Genomic DNA, 13717 nt, shown 5'->3' on the forward strand with positions numbered 1-13717 from the left:
ATCAGAGCACTGGTCGACGGCACGTGTCCGAGACGCCACGGGCGCCCATCACCCGCGGATCTGATCAGCTAAAGTCCGAGATGTCGCCGACCAAGCGCGTGTTGTCCGCCGGGATCGGCTCGACCGCCGCCAGCGCGACCTCGGCCGCGAACTCCTGCACGTTGTAGAGCTTGCCCGCCGACTCGCGCCGCGAGCTGATCGCACCCGGGTTCGAGCGCTCCAGCAGCGTCGCTGTGATGGTTCCCTCGATCATGTCGCCGGACACGACGACAAAGCCGATTCCGCGCTCCGCGAGCTCGCCGATCCGCTCGCGCAGGGCGTCCTCGCCGGCCCGCTTCGACAGGGCGACAGGCTCGTACTCCGGCATCGTCGGAGTCGTGTGGATGAAGTGCGCCTGGTGGCTCGTCACGAACACGACCCGTGAGCCCTCGCCGAGCAGCGGAAGAGCCGCGTCGAGCACGGCGAGCTGCGAGTCGCGATTGAGGACCATCGCGTAGTCCTCTCCTCTGTTGCTCTCCATGCCGCCGGAGGCGTTGAGCACCAGGATGTCGAGTCCGCCGTACTCCTGCTCGATGCGCGAGAAGAGCTGGGCGCGCGAGTCGGCGTCGGTGAGGTCGGCGCCGACCGCGATGGCGCTGCCGCCGGCCTCGACGATCTGCGCGACGAGCTTGTCGGCCCGGGGCGCCTTCGAGCGGTAGTTGACGACGACGCGGGCTCCTGCCTCGGCGAAGTAGCGGACCGTGTCGGCGCCGATGCCACGGGACGATCCGGTGACGAGGGCGCGCGTGCCGTCGAGGGAACCGGGTGCGAGGGGATTGGACACGAGGTATTCCTCCAGGACGCCGACTCGGGGCCGGATCGGGCACGATAACGGGCCGCGGCCCGACCCCGAAGCCTACCAACCGCCCCGAGGCCACGGAGCACACTCCGCTCTCAGGCCCTGTCCGGGGGGTGTTGCTAGCCTGCAACTGCTCGTCGAGGGGAAGGAGCACACAGCATGGACGCTGTCACCCAGTACGCGTGGATCCTCTGGCTCGCGCTGATCCTCATCTTCGTGATCATCGAGATGATCACCCTCGAGTTCACCTTCCTGATGCTGGCCGTCGGCAGCATCGGCGGCTTGCTCGTCGGCCTGGTCGGAGTTCCCTTCTGGATCCAGGTCCCCGTTGCTGCAATCCTCGCCGCGCTGCTGTTATTCACCGTGCGCCCTCCCCTTCTGCGCCTCCTCAAACGCGGAGGAGATCCCACCCCCAGCGGTGCGGACGCCCTCCTCGGCTTGGCCGGCAGCGTCGTCATCGCCGGCCCCGGCGCCGGCCAGGTCAAGCTCGCCAACGGCGAGACGTGGACCGTCCGTCTGTCCCCGCTCGTCCAGGACCGCACACTCGGAGTCGGCGAGAGAGTCGTCGTCACCGCCATCGAGGGCGCGACCGCGGTCGTCGTCCCCGCCGAAAGGAGCACTTCGTGACACCCTCCTCCGTGGTGACGCTCGTCATCGTCGCTGCCGTCGTCCTCTTCGCGCTGGTCGTCCTGTTCCGGGCGGTCCGCATCATCCCTCAGGCCACCGCCGGTGTGGTTGAGCGGCTGGGCAAGTACCACAAGACTCTGCTGCCCGGCCTGAACCTCGTGGTGCCGTTCGTCGACCGGGTCCGCCCCCTGATCGACCTCCGCGAGCAGGTTGTCTCGTTCCCGCCGCAGCCCGTGATTACCGAGGACAATCTGGTGGTCTCGATCGACACGGTCGTCTACTTCCAGGTGACGGACGCGCGGGCCGCGACCTACGAGATCGCGAACTACCTCGGCGCGGTCGAGCAATTGACCACCACCACCCTCCGCAACGTTGTCGGCGGCCTGAACCTCGAGGAGGCACTGACCTCCCGCGACAACATCAACGGCCAGCTGCGCATCGTCCTCGACGAGGCCACTGGTAAGTGGGGCATCCGGGTCGGACGCGTCGAGCTCAAGGCCATCGATCCGCCCCTCTCCATTCAGGACTCGATGGAGAAGCAGATGCGCGCCGAGCGCGACCGTCGCGCCGTGATCCTCACCGCTGAGGGCACGAAGCAGTCCCAGATCCTCAACGCGGAGGGACAGCGCCAGGCCGCCATCCTCGCAGCGGAGGGGCAGGCGAAAGCCGCGGTGCTGCGAGCCGAGGGTGAGGCGAAGGCGATCACGACGGTGTTTCACGCGATTCACGAGGGTCGCCCGGACAGCGAGCTCCTCGCCTACCAGTACCTTCAGACGCTGCCCAAGATTGCCGAGGGCAGTGCGAACAAGCTCTGGGTCATTCCGAGCGAGCTCACGGAGGCGCTCAAGGGCATCGGAGGCGCGCTGGGCCAGCGTGGCCAGGCCGCCCCCGCGGTCCGGCCCCAGGACTCGCCGCAGGCGGGATCCGCGCCCACTCCCCCGCCGCCCGCCGTCTGATCCGCGCGAAGAGCCCGCAATGCGCGCACCCGTGCGTCCCCTCGTCCTCAGCGGACCGACGCCCCGGGTGCTCGCGCATCGCGGATGTGGTCCGCCCGCCGAGGGCAACACGATTGCCGCCTTCGAGCGGGCTCTCGCCGCCGGCGCCGATCTGCTGGAGACCGACGCACGCGCCTCTCTCGAGCAGGCCCTCGCCTCCCTCCCCCATGCGCGCTTCAGCATCGACGTGAAGGCGGGCGACGCGGTCGTGCCGGTCGTCGCTGCAATCATGGGCGCCTCCGCCGCACGCCCTCCGTGGCATCGACGCGCTCCACGTGCCCGAGACCGCGGTCGGTTTGCGGGTCGCCCGACCGCGGATTCTCTCCCGGCTGCGGGCGACCGGCTGCGACATCCACCTTTGGACGATCAACGATCCAGAGCGGATGAGAGAACTCCTCGCACTCGGAGTCGACGCCCTCGTGACCGACCGCACCGACCTCGCCCGAGCGGCCGTCGACACGCTCTCCGAAGCCACCCGCTCGCGGGCCGCCTGAGCCGTCGATTATGCCTCCGACCTGAGGATTCTCTGGCAAAGGCAGGGACGGGAAGACCACCTCCAGCTACGACGTTGACACTGGGGAATCACAGCGAGAGGAGACCACACAATGGCAGATCGAAGCTTGCGAGGAATGCGGCTCGGATCCCAGAGCCTGCAGAGCGAAGAAGGCGTCGTCTTCTCCGCGCGATCGACCTACGAATACCACTGCGCGAACTGCGGCCACGACACCGACATGGTGTTCTCGGCCGACGCGGAAGCGCCAGAGACCTGGGAGTGCCGTTCCTGCGGCCACGAGGCCACTCTGATGGTGGACTCGAAGCCGGTCGTCGTGGACAAGGGCGAGCAAAAAGTTCCGCGCACCCACTGGGACATGCTGCTCGAGCGGCGCACCCGTGCAGAGCTGGAGGAGCTGCTCGAGGAGCGGCTCGCCTACCTGCGGGCCCGGCGCGGCGAGCACAAGATCGGCGCCTAGCGCCGCTCAGCGGGAACGGCGGAGCGTCTCGCGAGTCCTGAGGACGAACGAGACCATGCCGACGAGACCAGCGGCCAGGAAGTACCAGCCCAGGTTTCGAGCCCACACCAGAGCCGGGGTCGTGGTGGAGGCGAGGGGAACCTCGTCCACCATGACACCCGGCTCGAACCATGTCAGAGAGTCGATCGTTGTGCCGTCCGGACCGATGATCGCGCTCGTCCCGACGGTCGAGATGTTGACCACGCTCCGCCCGGTCTCGATGGCGCGCAGGCGTGCGATCGCCAGCTGCTGGACGCTCTCGTCGGTCCGGCCGAAGTCGGCGTTGTTGGTCTGTCCGAGGATGACCTGCGCACCCCCGTCGACCATCGCGTTCGTCAGCGCGTCGTCCGAAATGTCGAAGCAGATCGCGATACCGGCGAGCACGCCGTTCACATCGAAGACGTTGGGCCGGGTGCCGATCGAGTAGTCGCGGCTCACCAGGTCGACCAGGTCGGGTGCGAACATCCGCCAGAACGCTCGGTCCGGCATGTACTCGGCGAAGGGGACCGGGTGCACCTTGTCGTACACCTGGGTGGCACCCTCCCCCGCCTTCCAGAGCAGCGAGCTGTTGTAGAAGACGTTGTCGGAGGGAGTGGTGATGGTGCCGATGATGAACGGCGCGTCCATCGTCCGGCTGAGGTAGTCGAGCACGGCGGCGGACTGGCGGTTGCGAGTCGGGTCGATGTCGACTCCGTTCTCGGGCCACACCACCATGTCGACGTCCTGGTCGAGGATCGGCAACGTCGCGGAAGTGTGATCCTCGAGGATCTGACCGCGATAGCTCTGCGAGAACAGCCCCGCGTCGGAGTCTCCCTGGACGGCGGCAATTCGCGTGGTGCCCTCGGTCGGCGCGGGCCAGGCGGGGAACACCAGAGCGACGATCGCGAAGCCCGCGACCGCACTCACCCGTGCGGGAGCCGGGACGGAGACCTCCCGGACCGCCTGCGCGAGCACGGCGGCGAGGAACGCCACCACGAAGCCCAGGCCGGCGAAGCCGATCCACGCCGCGAGACCAGCGAGCGGGCCGAGGGACTGCGAGATCGCCAGCCGTCCCCAGGAGAACCCTCCGTACGGCCAGACGTTCGTGGTCGTCTCCCGCCCGATCCAGAGCGCGGCGAGCAGGGCGGGGAGGCCGACCATGCGGCCGAGCGGACCCGTCCAGACGCGGTGGCCGCGCGTCGAGACGACCGCCATGAGCCCCGCAGCGAGAGCGAAGAAGATCGCCTGCAGGCCGGCGAGAGCCGCCCACGGAACAGGTCCGAGGTAGAGGGTCAGCCATTCGATGTGGACACCCCAGAAGACGGCGCCGCCGACGAGGCCGACGAGGGCGCCGCTCCAGAAGCCGCGTCCCGCCAGGGCGAAGAGGATAGCCGCCGTACCCGCGATGGCGAGCGGCCAGATATCCGAGTCGGGGAAGCCGCGATCGAGCACGGCGCCGCCGAGGGCCGCGAGGGGCAACGCCACCCACAGGGGAACGGTCCGCCCGTCGGGCGGAGGGCCGACCGGCTTCATGCGACGGTCGAGTAGGCGACGATGCCGCGGCGCACGAGGTCGAGGGCGGTGCGCGCGGCGCGGCCGACTTTCCCCTCGGCGACGACCGACAGCTGGTCGAGCAGGTCGATGGTCTGCTTGGCCCAGCGGACGAAGTCGCCGGCCGCCATGTCGGATTCGCGCAGCACCATGTCGAGCGGCATCCCCTTGGCCCACATGTTCATCGAGAGCGCGAGACTCGTCGACATCGGGTTGCTGCCGGGCAGCCGGTGCTCGCGCTCGACATCGTCGAGGCGGGCCCAGAGCAGCTGCGTCTTCTCGAGTGCCTCCGGGAACGCGCCACGAGGCAGGAAGCGCTCACCGAGCGTCCCCTCCTCGCGCCGCGGCTCGAAGACGAGGCAGCACGCCATCGCCGCGAGGCCGGCGGGGTCGAGCTCGATCCACGCCTGCTTGCGAAGGCACTCCGCGACGAGCAGATCGCGCTCACCGTAGATCCGGCGCAGTGTCCGTCCGTTGGGAGTCAGGGAGAGTTCGCCGACCTCGTCGCGGCGGAAGTACCCGAGCTCGAGCAGGACCTCGGTGATGTGATCGAAGATGCGGGCGACGGCTCCGGTGCGCGAGCGGATCTGACGCTCGATCTCGTCTGTCTCGCGGCGCAGCTTCCACCAGCGCTCGGCCCAGCGGGCGTGCTGCTCGCGGTCGGAGCAGGCATGGCACGGGTGTGCCTTCATCCGCCGCCGTAGACTCGTCAGCTGTCCCTGCCGCTTCTCGCGCTCGGCGTGCGAGGCCGACTCGCCGCGCACCGCTCCCCTGCGCTCGAGGTCCCCGATCTCTCGGCGGATCGCCGCGTACTGCTCGAAGTCGCCCAGGTGACACTGCATCGCCGCGACGTAGCCCGCCATCGACTCCTCCTGCTGGCGGACCCGACGGGCGAGGTCGACCACGGAGCGATCGGCCTGGAACTGCGCGAACGACGACTCGAGGATCTCGCGCGTGCGCACTCGGCCGAACTGCTCGATCAAATTCGCGGCCATGTTGTAGCTGGGGCGAAAGCTGGAATTGAGCGGATAGGTCCGCCGCGAGGCGAGGGAGGCGACCGCCTGGGGGTCCATCCCGCCTCGCCACTGAATGACGGAGTGGCCCTCCACATCGATCCCGCGCCGCCCCGCGCGACCCGTGAGCTGGGTGTACTCCCCCGGAGTGATCGGCACGCGCGCCTCGCCGTTGAACTTCTCGAGCTTCTCGAGGACCACGGTGCGGGCCGGCATGTTGATGCCGAGAGCGAGCGTCTCGGTCGCGAAGACCACGCGCACGAGTCGGCGCAGGAAGAGTTCCTCGACGACCTCCTTGAAGGCAGGGAGCATGCCGGCGTGGTGCGCCGCGACTCCGCGCTGCAGACCGTCGAGCCACTCCCAGTAGCCCAAGACGGCGAGGTCCTCGTCGTGGATGGTCCGGCAGCGTTCCTCGACGATGGCGCGGATCTCGTCGCGCTCGTGCCGCTCAGTGAGGCGCACGCCCGAGCGCAGCACCTGGCGGACGGCCTGGTCGCAGCCGGCCCGGCTGAAGACGAAGAAGATCGCCGGGAGGAGATTCTTGCCACGGAGGATGTCGACGACCTCCGAACGCAGCACCAGCTCCTCGCTGCGTTGCTCCGGGACGCGGCCACGACCGCCCCGCCCACCGCGGCCGCTGCGCCCACCGCGCTCGACGCGCGAGCCGCCCTGAGCCATCCGAGCGAGCTCCGGGTTCACCCGGTTGGTCGCCGCCCGGCCCGAGGAGTCGAAGAGGTCGACGAGCTTGCCGCCCACGAGGACGTGCTGGTCGAGCGGCACGGGCCGCTCCTCCGAGACGATCACCTCGGTCTCACCGCGGACGGTCTGCAGCCAGTCGCCGAACTCCTCGGCGTTCGACACGGTCGCGCTGAGCGAGACCAGCCGCACGCGCTGCGGGAGGTGAATGATCACCTCCTCCCAGACGGCGCCGCGGAAGCGGTCGGCGAGATAGTGCACCTCGTCCATCACCACGTAGGCGAGATCGCGCAGGAGGTCGGAGTCGGCGTAGAGCATGTTCCGCAGAACTTCGGTCGTCATGACGACGATCCGAGCGCGCGAGTTGACGTTGGAGTCACCGGTGAGCAGGCCCACTTCGGACGCCCCGTAGTCCTCGACGAACTCCTGGAACTTTTGGTTGCTCAGCGCCTTCATCGGCGTCGTATAGAAGACCTTGGCCGTCGGATCCTGCATGGCGAGGTGGATCGCGAATTCGGCCACGGCCGTCTTGCCGGCACCGGTGGGTGCCGCGACGAGGACACTGTGGCCGTCGTCGAGAGCGCTGCACGCCTCGTACTGGAAGGGGTCGAGGTCGAACGCGAGGGTCGAGCGGAACGCTTCGACCCTCGCGTGACCCTGGCGCGTGCGGAACGCGGCGAACCGCTCGGCGGGAGACGGTTCGGTCACGCGGGCAGGTCGGAGGGACTACCGTCGAACACCAGCTGGCGCTTGGCGGCGCGCCGGTCGTGCAGGATCGCGATCCCGCACGCGAGGAAAAACAGGACAATGATCGGGATGGCCAGGAGGAACATCGAGATCGGGTCGGCGGCCGGCGTCGCGATCGCCGTGAAGAGCACGATCGCCATGATCGCCAAGCGCCACGACTTCAGGATCAGCATGCCGGGGAGCACGCCGAGGAAGTTGAGCAGCACGAGGAATACCGGCAGCACGAAAGCGATGCCGACGACGAGGACCAGCTTGAGCACGAACTCGTAGTAGATCTTCGCGTCGAGGAAGCTAGCGGCGTCGGTACCGGTAAAGCTGGTCAGCAGCTCGACGATGTGCGGGAACACGAACCAGCCTGCCGCGCACCCCGCGAAGAACAGCGGGATGGCGGTCAGGATGAATCCCAGCCCGTACCGCATCTCTTTGCGGGTGAGGCCGGGCACGAGGAACGCCCAGATCTGGTAGAGCCAGACCGGGCTCGCCAGAACAATGCCCACCGTGAGGGCGATCTGGAGCCGAAGGTCGAAAGCGCCGGCGATGGTCGGGAAGTTGAGGATCGCCTCTTTGCCCTGGGTCGCGGCCACCTCGGAGATCGGAGCCTTGAGGGCCTCGAAGACCCACTCCGAGACGAACCATCCGACGACGCACGCGATGACGATGGCGATCGCCGACTTGAAGAGCCGATTGCGAAGCTCGACGAGATGTGCCCCGAGCGACATGCGCCCGTCGGTGTTCTTCGTCCGCTTCGTCCGTGGCTTCTTCGCTGCCACGGACGTCATTACTTGAGCGGGGACTCAGGCGGCGTGGTGGTGCCGGTTCCGGTGGTCGTCCCGGTGGACCCGGCGACAGTGCCGCTGGTTCCGTCGGTCGACTCACGGCGCTCGGTGCCGTCTTCGTCCTTCATGGTTTTGACCTCGCTCTTGAAGATCCGCATCGACTGCCCGACACTGCGGGCCAGCTGCGGGAGCTTGGGCGCACCGAACAGGAGGAGGATCACGGCGAGGATGATGAGGAGGTGCCACCCCTGGAGGCCAGCGAACATTGCAGACTCACTTCACTTGTCGGTTGCGGTGTACCAGGAGCTTACCCCGTTCGACCCTTTCCGACCGTCTGAGATCGATCCTGTCGCGCCGGGCGTCGCGGCGGCCCTCGCGAGCACGCCGCACGTCGTCCCGATCGGCGAACAGTGACGAGGGCGGCCGCGGCGGCAGATCGTCCGTCGCACCCGGGCTGAGGGTCTCGAGCTTCGCGGTCACCTCCGACAGCTGCCCGAGCAGGAGCTTTCCCTTGCGCCAGTAGGCCAGCGCGACGAGCACGAGCATCGCGAGAGCACCCAGAACGAGCCCGACCCAGATCAGGATCCACGACCACCAGGTCACGACGACTCCTCCTCGTTCGCGGCGAGTGCGGCGGCCGCCCACTGCCTGACGGCGACGCGCGCCTCAGGGGGTGCCACCACGGTGACGAGTCCCGCCAACGACGCAACCAGCCGGGTCAGACCCTGCAAGTGGGCAACGCGCAGGCGCACCAGGACGCCCCGGTCCTCCTCCCCCGGCACCGGCTCGGGGAACTCGGCGTCGGCCGCGTAGTCACCCAGCAGCACGACAGCGCTCGGCGCGACCCGCACATCCACGACCAGGTCCGATGCGGAGGCCTCGAACAGCCGCTCCGAGAGGGTGACCTCGTTGCGGCGGCGGACGATCGGCGTCGCTGTGTCGCGGAGCGAGCGCATCCGGTCGACGCGGAAGGTGCGGACGCCCTCGCGCAGGTGGTCCCACCCCCGCAGATACCAGTCCCGGTCGACGGACTCGAGGACGAAGGGGTCGACGAGCCGCGACTCCGTCTCACCGCGCGCGCTGCGGTAGTCGAAGGCGACCTGAGTCGCTGACGCCATCGCGGTGCGCAGAAGCGCCACCGCACTGTCGGCGCCGGTGCCGCGTGAAACAGCCACCGCGCTCGGGGCCGACGAGGCGCCGCGCGCGAGCTTGCCCATCAGCGAGGCGATCCGATCGTTCCCCTGGTTCTCCGGCAGCGCCGCGAGGTACTGCATCCCTGCGATGAGCGCGGCGGCTTCGCGCGCCGAGAACCGCGGCGAGTCGTCGATCGCGACCTGCTGGGTGAGGACGACGTGATCGTTCTCCTCGAAGTCGTCCCAGCTGATGTCGAAGAGGTCGTTCGCCTGGTACTGCGCTGTCTCGCCCGGGATCCCCGAGACGGCGATGAGGCGCACGGCGCGCCGCACCTCCTCCTGGGCGATCTCGAAGTGGGCGGCGACCTCGGCGACCGAGACCCGGCCGCGGTCGAGCAGGTAGGGCACGAGCGAGAGCAGGACGGCCAAGCGGTCACGGGCCTGCAGGGAGCGGGGTCTAGCCACGGGGGTCGCCTTCGTGATCGTCCAGGGTGCGTCGGAGGCGCTCGAGGACGCGCCGACGCAACTCTTCCGGCTCGAGAACGCGGACCTCGGGGCCGTGGCTGGCGAGCTCGTCGGCGAGCACGTCGGGGTCGGTGTAGTGCAGTCGCAGCAGGTCCTGCCCCTCGTCGGCGGCTTCGGCGCGTCCGCCCAGGCGAAGGGCAGCGTCGGAGTCGGGGGCAACCCGCAGGAGCGCGCTGTTGCGCAGGAGGATCTCGTCGAGCTGGGCGAGCGCCGTCGCCGCGTGAGCGCCGTCCGCCGGCGGAGAGAGGCGGCCGGTCGAAGCGACCGGTCCGACGATCCGGGAGAGGAGGAAGGTCCTGGTGCCCTCGGCGCCCTCATCCCAGCCGTGCAAGTGCCAGCGGCCCTGGTGATGGACCAGCGCGCGGGGCTGCACGGTGCGCACTCGCGGCTTGTCGCCTCCCGGCTTGAGGTAGGGGAAGCGGACGACCTGGCCGCGGTCCAGCGCGGCGTTCAGCGGCTCGAACGAGGCCTCGCGGACTCGGATCGAGGGGCTGATGCCGATGACGGGGTCAACCGACTCCACGCCGAGTGAGCGCAGCTTGATCAGCGCGCGCCGCGACTCCGCCGAGAGGGTACCCTCCCGCCACACGGCGCCGGCCAGACGCAGGAGGGCGAGTTCCTCCGGGTCGAAAGCGAGGTCGGCGGGGAGATCGTAGCTGCGCTTCGCGATGCGGTACCGGACGGTCTGCGTGTTGCCGGGATCGCCCGGAGCGTCGACCGTCTCGATCGGGATGCCCAGCTCGCGCAGGTCGTCCTTATCCCGCTCGAACTGACGCTCGAGCGACGTACGGTCACCTCGTCCCGAGCGCTGGCGGTAGCCCTGCACAGTGGAAAGCACATCGGCCTTCGTCAATCCGTTCTCGGCCGCGACGAGCGCGAGCACGAGGTTGAACAGACGCTCCTCGGCCGGAACGCGGCTCGATGGCGGGGCGTCGGCAGGCACGCTCTCCAGTCTAGGGGCGGGTCCGGTCAGACCTTTCCGAGGATGTCGGCGACGAAGATCAGCGTGGCGCCGCCGGGGATACCGCCCTGGGGCGAGCCCTGGTCGCCGTAGCCCTGTTCCGGCGGGATCACCGCGATGACCTGCGAGCCGACGGGCTGGCCGATGAGTGCCTTCGCGAATCCGGCGATCACTCCGCCCTGGGTCGTCGATCCGTCGGCCGCGGTGAACACCGTGGGCGCGCCCTTCTCCCAACTGGAGTCGAACACCTTCCCGTCGCTCCACTGCCAGCCGGTGTAGGCCACCACGACCTGGTCGCCCTCTGCGACTACGTCGCCGTCGCCCTTCTTGAGCTGCGCGATGCGCAGGTCGGTCGGAGCGCTACCGGAGGGTTTCGCCAGGCCGGGGCGTCCGTCGTTGCCGAGGGTCACGATGGGGAAGCCGTCGGGGACGGGCTGGGCGGAGCCGTTCGCGCGGGCGAGCGACGCCTCGCGGACGTCAGCGACGAGCACGAGGGTGTCATCGGCAGAAATGCCCAGCTGGGAGGCCGCCTGACCGAAGCCGTCCTCGGGGGCGATCGCGATGGCCACCCTTGAGCCGACCCGGGTGCAAAGCAGACCCTCGTTGAGGCCGGCGAGTCCGGCCCCGCCGACACCGAAGCGCGCGGTGCTCGACCCGTCGTAGGGCGAGGTCTCGAGGACGGTGCCGTCCGCTCCGTTGACCAGGGTGTAGTCGATGGTGACCAGCTGGCCCTTCTCGAGGGGAGCACCGGAGCCCTTGATCAGCGTGCTGACCTGGGTGCCGTCGGCCTTCAGCGGCGACGGCACGCTGACGTCCGGCTTCACGCCGAAGTCGCCCGTGGCCCTGACCGCGGCCGACGAGTCGCCGGAGGAGAACGGAGCGTCGCAGTCCGCTGTCGAGGAGGACGCGGTGCATCCGGTGAGAGCGGCGACGATTCCGATGCCTGCGATGAGCGCGGTGGTCCTGCGCACGAGTCCTCGATTCGAGAGAAGGGGAGCGGTGACATCCCGAGTAGTGACGCTCCGAGTGGAGTCGGCCCGGAGGCCGGGAACAGCTTAGAGGATGCCCTCGTCGTCGGGCTCCGCAGGGTCCTCGCCGAAGCCGCGGGCGCGGGAGAGCTCAGCGCTGGTGGCTGCCTCCCGGACCCGCTTGCGCAGGCTCTTCTGGCTGACGGCCCGTTCGCCGAGCGCGCCGGGGGTCCAGGCCTCCACGTCCTCGTCGCTGAAGTCCGTCTTCGACGGGCGCCGCTTGAGCTCGGGCAACACGGTATCCGGAGCGAGGCGGCGGGCCGTGATGAGGAAACCGGTGTGGCCGATCATCCGGTGGTCGGGGCGGACGGCCAGACCCTCGACGTGCCAGCCGCGGACCATCGTCTCGTTCGACGCCGGATTGGTGAACAGTCCCGAGGCGCGGATCGCCTCGGCCGTCCGCGACAGCTGAGTGACGGTGGCCACGTAGCACAGGAGCACTCCCCCGGGCGTGAGGGCCTCGGCGGCAACGTCCAGGCACTCCCACGGGGCGAGCATGTCCAGCACGACACGGTCGGCCTCACCGGCGGGAACAGTCTCGGGCAGCGCCTCGACAAGGTCGCCGACCGTGACGCTCCAGTTGTCGGGCGCGTAGCCGAGGAAGGTCTCGATGTTCGCGCGGGCGACATCGGCGAACTCCTCGCGCCGTTCGAACGAGGCGAGCCGACCTGTCGGTCCGACCGCCCGGAGCAGCCACAGGGAGAGCGCGCCGGAGCCAACGCCCGCCTCGACCACGCGGGCGCCGGGGAAGACGTCGGCGAGCGCGAGGATTTGCGCGGCGTCCTTCGGGTAGACGATCGCCGCTCCCCGGGGCATCGACATCACGAAGTCGGCGAGGAGCGGGCGAAGCGCGAGGTGCTCCACTCCGACCGTGTTGGTCACGACGGAGCCATCGGGCAGCCCGATGACGGTGTCGTGCTCGATGCCGCCGCGGTGGGTGTGGAACACCGCGCCCGGGACGAGCGTGATGGTGTTCATCCGCCCCTTCGGCCCGGTCAGCTGGACTCGGTCACCTGCGCGGAAGGGGCCGGAATGCTGAAGTGCTTCACCGGTCATCGGCGGGACCCCGTCTCGGTCGGAGCCGGGCCGGCACCGCGGTGCTCGGAGGACACCCTCGTGAGATCCGCGACGGTGCGGCCCGCGAGGGTGGGCCAGAGGGCGTAGGGGGCGGTGGGGTCCAGTTCGAGCTGGTGCGGGACGCCGACGACGGCGGCTCCGGAGGCGACGGCGGCGCTGAGGCCGGTGAGCGAGTCCTCGATCGCGACGCACGCGGTGATGTCGACTCCGAGCGTGCTCGCGGCGAGGAGGTAGGCCTCCGGGTCGGGCTTGCTGCGTTCGACCATGTCGCCGCTGACGACGGCCGCGAAGGCGACGAACGGGATCCGGTCGACAACGGCGGCGGCCATCCGCGAGATCGACATCGTGACCAGGGCCTGCGGGACACCCGCGTCCGCGACGGCGCGGAGGAGTTCCAGGGCTCCCGGCCGCCACGGAATACTCACGGCGAGCTGCGCGATCACCTCGTCGGTCATCCGGTCGATGATCGCGTCGACGGAGAGGTCGACGCCCTTGCTCTGCAGGATTCGAGCGGCGTCCGGCAGACCGGAGCCGACGAGGCCCATCGCGTCCTCGTGCGTCCACACTCCGCCGAACGACGAGACCAGAGCGTGCTCGGACGCCATCCAGTAGGGCTCAGTGTCGACGAGTGTGCCGTCCATGTCCCACAGGACGGCGGCGAGAGCGCCGACCTCCTCGAGCGGCTCGAAGGGTAGCGGCCGGGCAGAGGTCTCGGGAGTCACGAGCGTCTATGGTACCGGCAGCGCGTTCGCCTCCCCGGG

15 protein-coding genes and 1 pseudogene are annotated in these 13717 nt (G+C 69.4%); 5 read left to right on the plus strand and 11 right to left on the minus strand.

Annotated elements, in window-relative coordinates:
- Positions 1-64: 64 nt before the first annotated feature.
- On the minus strand, positions 65-823 hold the full coding sequence (locus C5D07_RS11080) for an SDR family oxidoreductase (RefSeq protein ID WP_068253092.1): 759 nt from the start codon (positions 821-823) through the stop codon (positions 65-67).
- 174 nt (positions 824-997) lie between these two features.
- Here C5D07_RS11080 and C5D07_RS11085 point away from each other — a divergent pair, with 174 nt between their 5' ends.
- The 5 genes and pseudogenes from C5D07_RS11085 (at position 998) to C5D07_RS11100 (ending at position 3431) form a co-directional block, all read left to right on the plus strand.
- Positions 998-1465, plus strand: coding sequence for an NfeD family protein (locus C5D07_RS11085; protein ID WP_104259358.1), 468 nt, complete (start codon positions 998-1000; stop codon positions 1463-1465).
- The gene (locus tag C5D07_RS11090; protein ID WP_104259359.1) at positions 1462-2421 is read left to right on the plus strand and encodes an SPFH domain-containing protein; all 960 of its coding nucleotides are present in this window, start codon (positions 1462-1464) and stop codon (positions 2419-2421) included. Before C5D07_RS11085 ends, C5D07_RS11090 begins: the two co-directional genes overlap by 4 nt.
- A 19-nt stretch (positions 2422-2440) precedes the next feature.
- Positions 2441-2551, plus strand: a pseudogene (locus tag C5D07_RS16325) (hypothetical protein); the annotation flags it as partial.
- A gap of 184 nt (positions 2552-2735) precedes the next feature.
- On the plus strand, positions 2736-2954 hold the full coding sequence (locus C5D07_RS16160; RefSeq protein WP_068253086.1) for a glycerophosphodiester phosphodiesterase family protein: 219 nt from the start codon (positions 2736-2738) through the stop codon (positions 2952-2954).
- Positions 2955-3065: 111 nt separating this feature from the next.
- Positions 3066-3431 carry an RNA polymerase-binding protein RbpA gene (locus tag C5D07_RS11100; protein ID WP_068253083.1) on the plus strand — a complete coding sequence of 122 codons (366 nt, stop codon included), beginning with the start codon at positions 3066-3068 and terminating at the stop codon, positions 3429-3431.
- 6 nt (positions 3432-3437) lie between these two features.
- Here C5D07_RS11100 and lnt read toward each other — a convergent pair whose 3' ends face one another.
- The 10 genes from lnt to C5D07_RS11145 form a co-directional block, all read right to left on the minus strand.
- On the minus strand, positions 3438-4934 hold the full coding sequence (lnt, locus tag C5D07_RS11105) for an apolipoprotein N-acyltransferase (RefSeq protein ID WP_237358247.1): 1497 nt from the start codon (positions 4932-4934) through the stop codon (positions 3438-3440).
- Between the two features lie 44 nt (positions 4935-4978).
- The gene (locus C5D07_RS11110) at positions 4979-7417 is read right to left on the minus strand and encodes a DEAD/DEAH box helicase (RefSeq protein ID WP_104259361.1); all 2439 of its coding nucleotides are present in this window, start codon (positions 7415-7417) and stop codon (positions 4979-4981) included.
- Positions 7414-8235 carry a twin-arginine translocase subunit TatC gene (tatC, locus tag C5D07_RS11115; protein ID WP_373408347.1) on the minus strand — a complete coding sequence of 274 codons (822 nt, stop codon included), beginning with the start codon at positions 8233-8235 and terminating at the stop codon, positions 7414-7416. Before tatC ends, C5D07_RS11110 begins: the two co-directional genes overlap by 4 nt.
- On the minus strand, positions 8235-8498 hold the full coding sequence (tatA, locus tag C5D07_RS11120) for a Sec-independent protein translocase subunit TatA (RefSeq protein ID WP_068253077.1): 264 nt from the start codon (positions 8496-8498) through the stop codon (positions 8235-8237). Before tatA ends, tatC begins: the two co-directional genes overlap by 1 nt.
- A gap of 7 nt (positions 8499-8505) precedes the next feature.
- Positions 8506-8835, minus strand: coding sequence for a hypothetical protein (locus C5D07_RS11125; protein ID WP_104259362.1), 330 nt, complete (start codon positions 8833-8835; stop codon positions 8506-8508).
- Positions 8832-9830, minus strand: coding sequence for a helix-turn-helix transcriptional regulator (locus C5D07_RS11130; protein ID WP_249028226.1), 999 nt, complete (start codon positions 9828-9830; stop codon positions 8832-8834). Before C5D07_RS11130 ends, C5D07_RS11125 begins: the two co-directional genes overlap by 4 nt.
- A complete protein-coding gene (locus tag C5D07_RS15795; protein ID WP_068253069.1) occupies positions 9823-10833 on the minus strand; it encodes a helix-turn-helix transcriptional regulator in 1011 nt (336 codons plus the stop codon). The genes C5D07_RS11130 and C5D07_RS15795 overlap by 8 nt, the downstream gene beginning before the upstream one ends.
- A 26-nt stretch (positions 10834-10859) precedes the next feature.
- Positions 10860-11822 (minus strand): FKBP-type peptidyl-prolyl cis-trans isomerase, encoded by a 963-nt coding sequence (locus tag C5D07_RS11135; RefSeq protein ID WP_068253066.1) that lies wholly within the window; start codon positions 11820-11822, stop codon positions 10860-10862.
- Positions 11823-11906: 84 nt separating this feature from the next.
- Positions 11907-12935 (minus strand): tRNA (adenine-N1)-methyltransferase, encoded by a 1029-nt coding sequence (locus C5D07_RS11140; protein WP_104259364.1) that lies wholly within the window; start codon positions 12933-12935, stop codon positions 11907-11909.
- Positions 12932-13606, minus strand: a complete 675-nt coding sequence (locus C5D07_RS11145) for an HAD family hydrolase (protein ID WP_258061829.1) — start codon at positions 13604-13606, stop codon at positions 12932-12934. The genes C5D07_RS11140 and C5D07_RS11145 overlap by 4 nt, the downstream gene beginning before the upstream one ends.
- Between the last annotated feature and the right edge of the window lie 111 nt (positions 13607-13717).

It is taken from the genome of Rathayibacter tritici (assembly GCF_002932875.1).
In the GTDB taxonomy this organism is placed as follows: Bacteria; Actinomycetota; Actinomycetes; order Actinomycetales; family Microbacteriaceae; genus Rathayibacter; species Rathayibacter tritici.

Excerpts from the sequence above, each read along its gene's own strand:
- C5D07_RS11085 (WP_104259358.1), top strand. The coding sequence starts at position 998 with ATGGACGCTGTCACCCAGTACGCGTGGATCCTCTGGCTCGCGCTGATC.
- C5D07_RS11140 (WP_104259364.1), bottom strand. The coding sequence starts at position 12,935 with ATGACCGGTGAAGCACTTCAGCATTCCGGCCCCTTCCGCGCAGGTGAC.
- C5D07_RS11100 (WP_068253083.1), top strand. The coding sequence starts at position 3,066 with ATGGCAGATCGAAGCTTGCGAGGAATGCGGCTCGGATCCCAGAGCCTG.
- tatA (WP_068253077.1), bottom strand. The coding sequence starts at position 8,498 with ATGTTCGCTGGCCTCCAGGGGTGGCACCTCCTCATCATCCTCGCCGTG.
- tatC (WP_373408347.1), bottom strand. The coding sequence starts at position 8,235 with ATGACGTCCGTGGCAGCGAAGAAGCCACGGACGAAGCGGACGAAGAAC.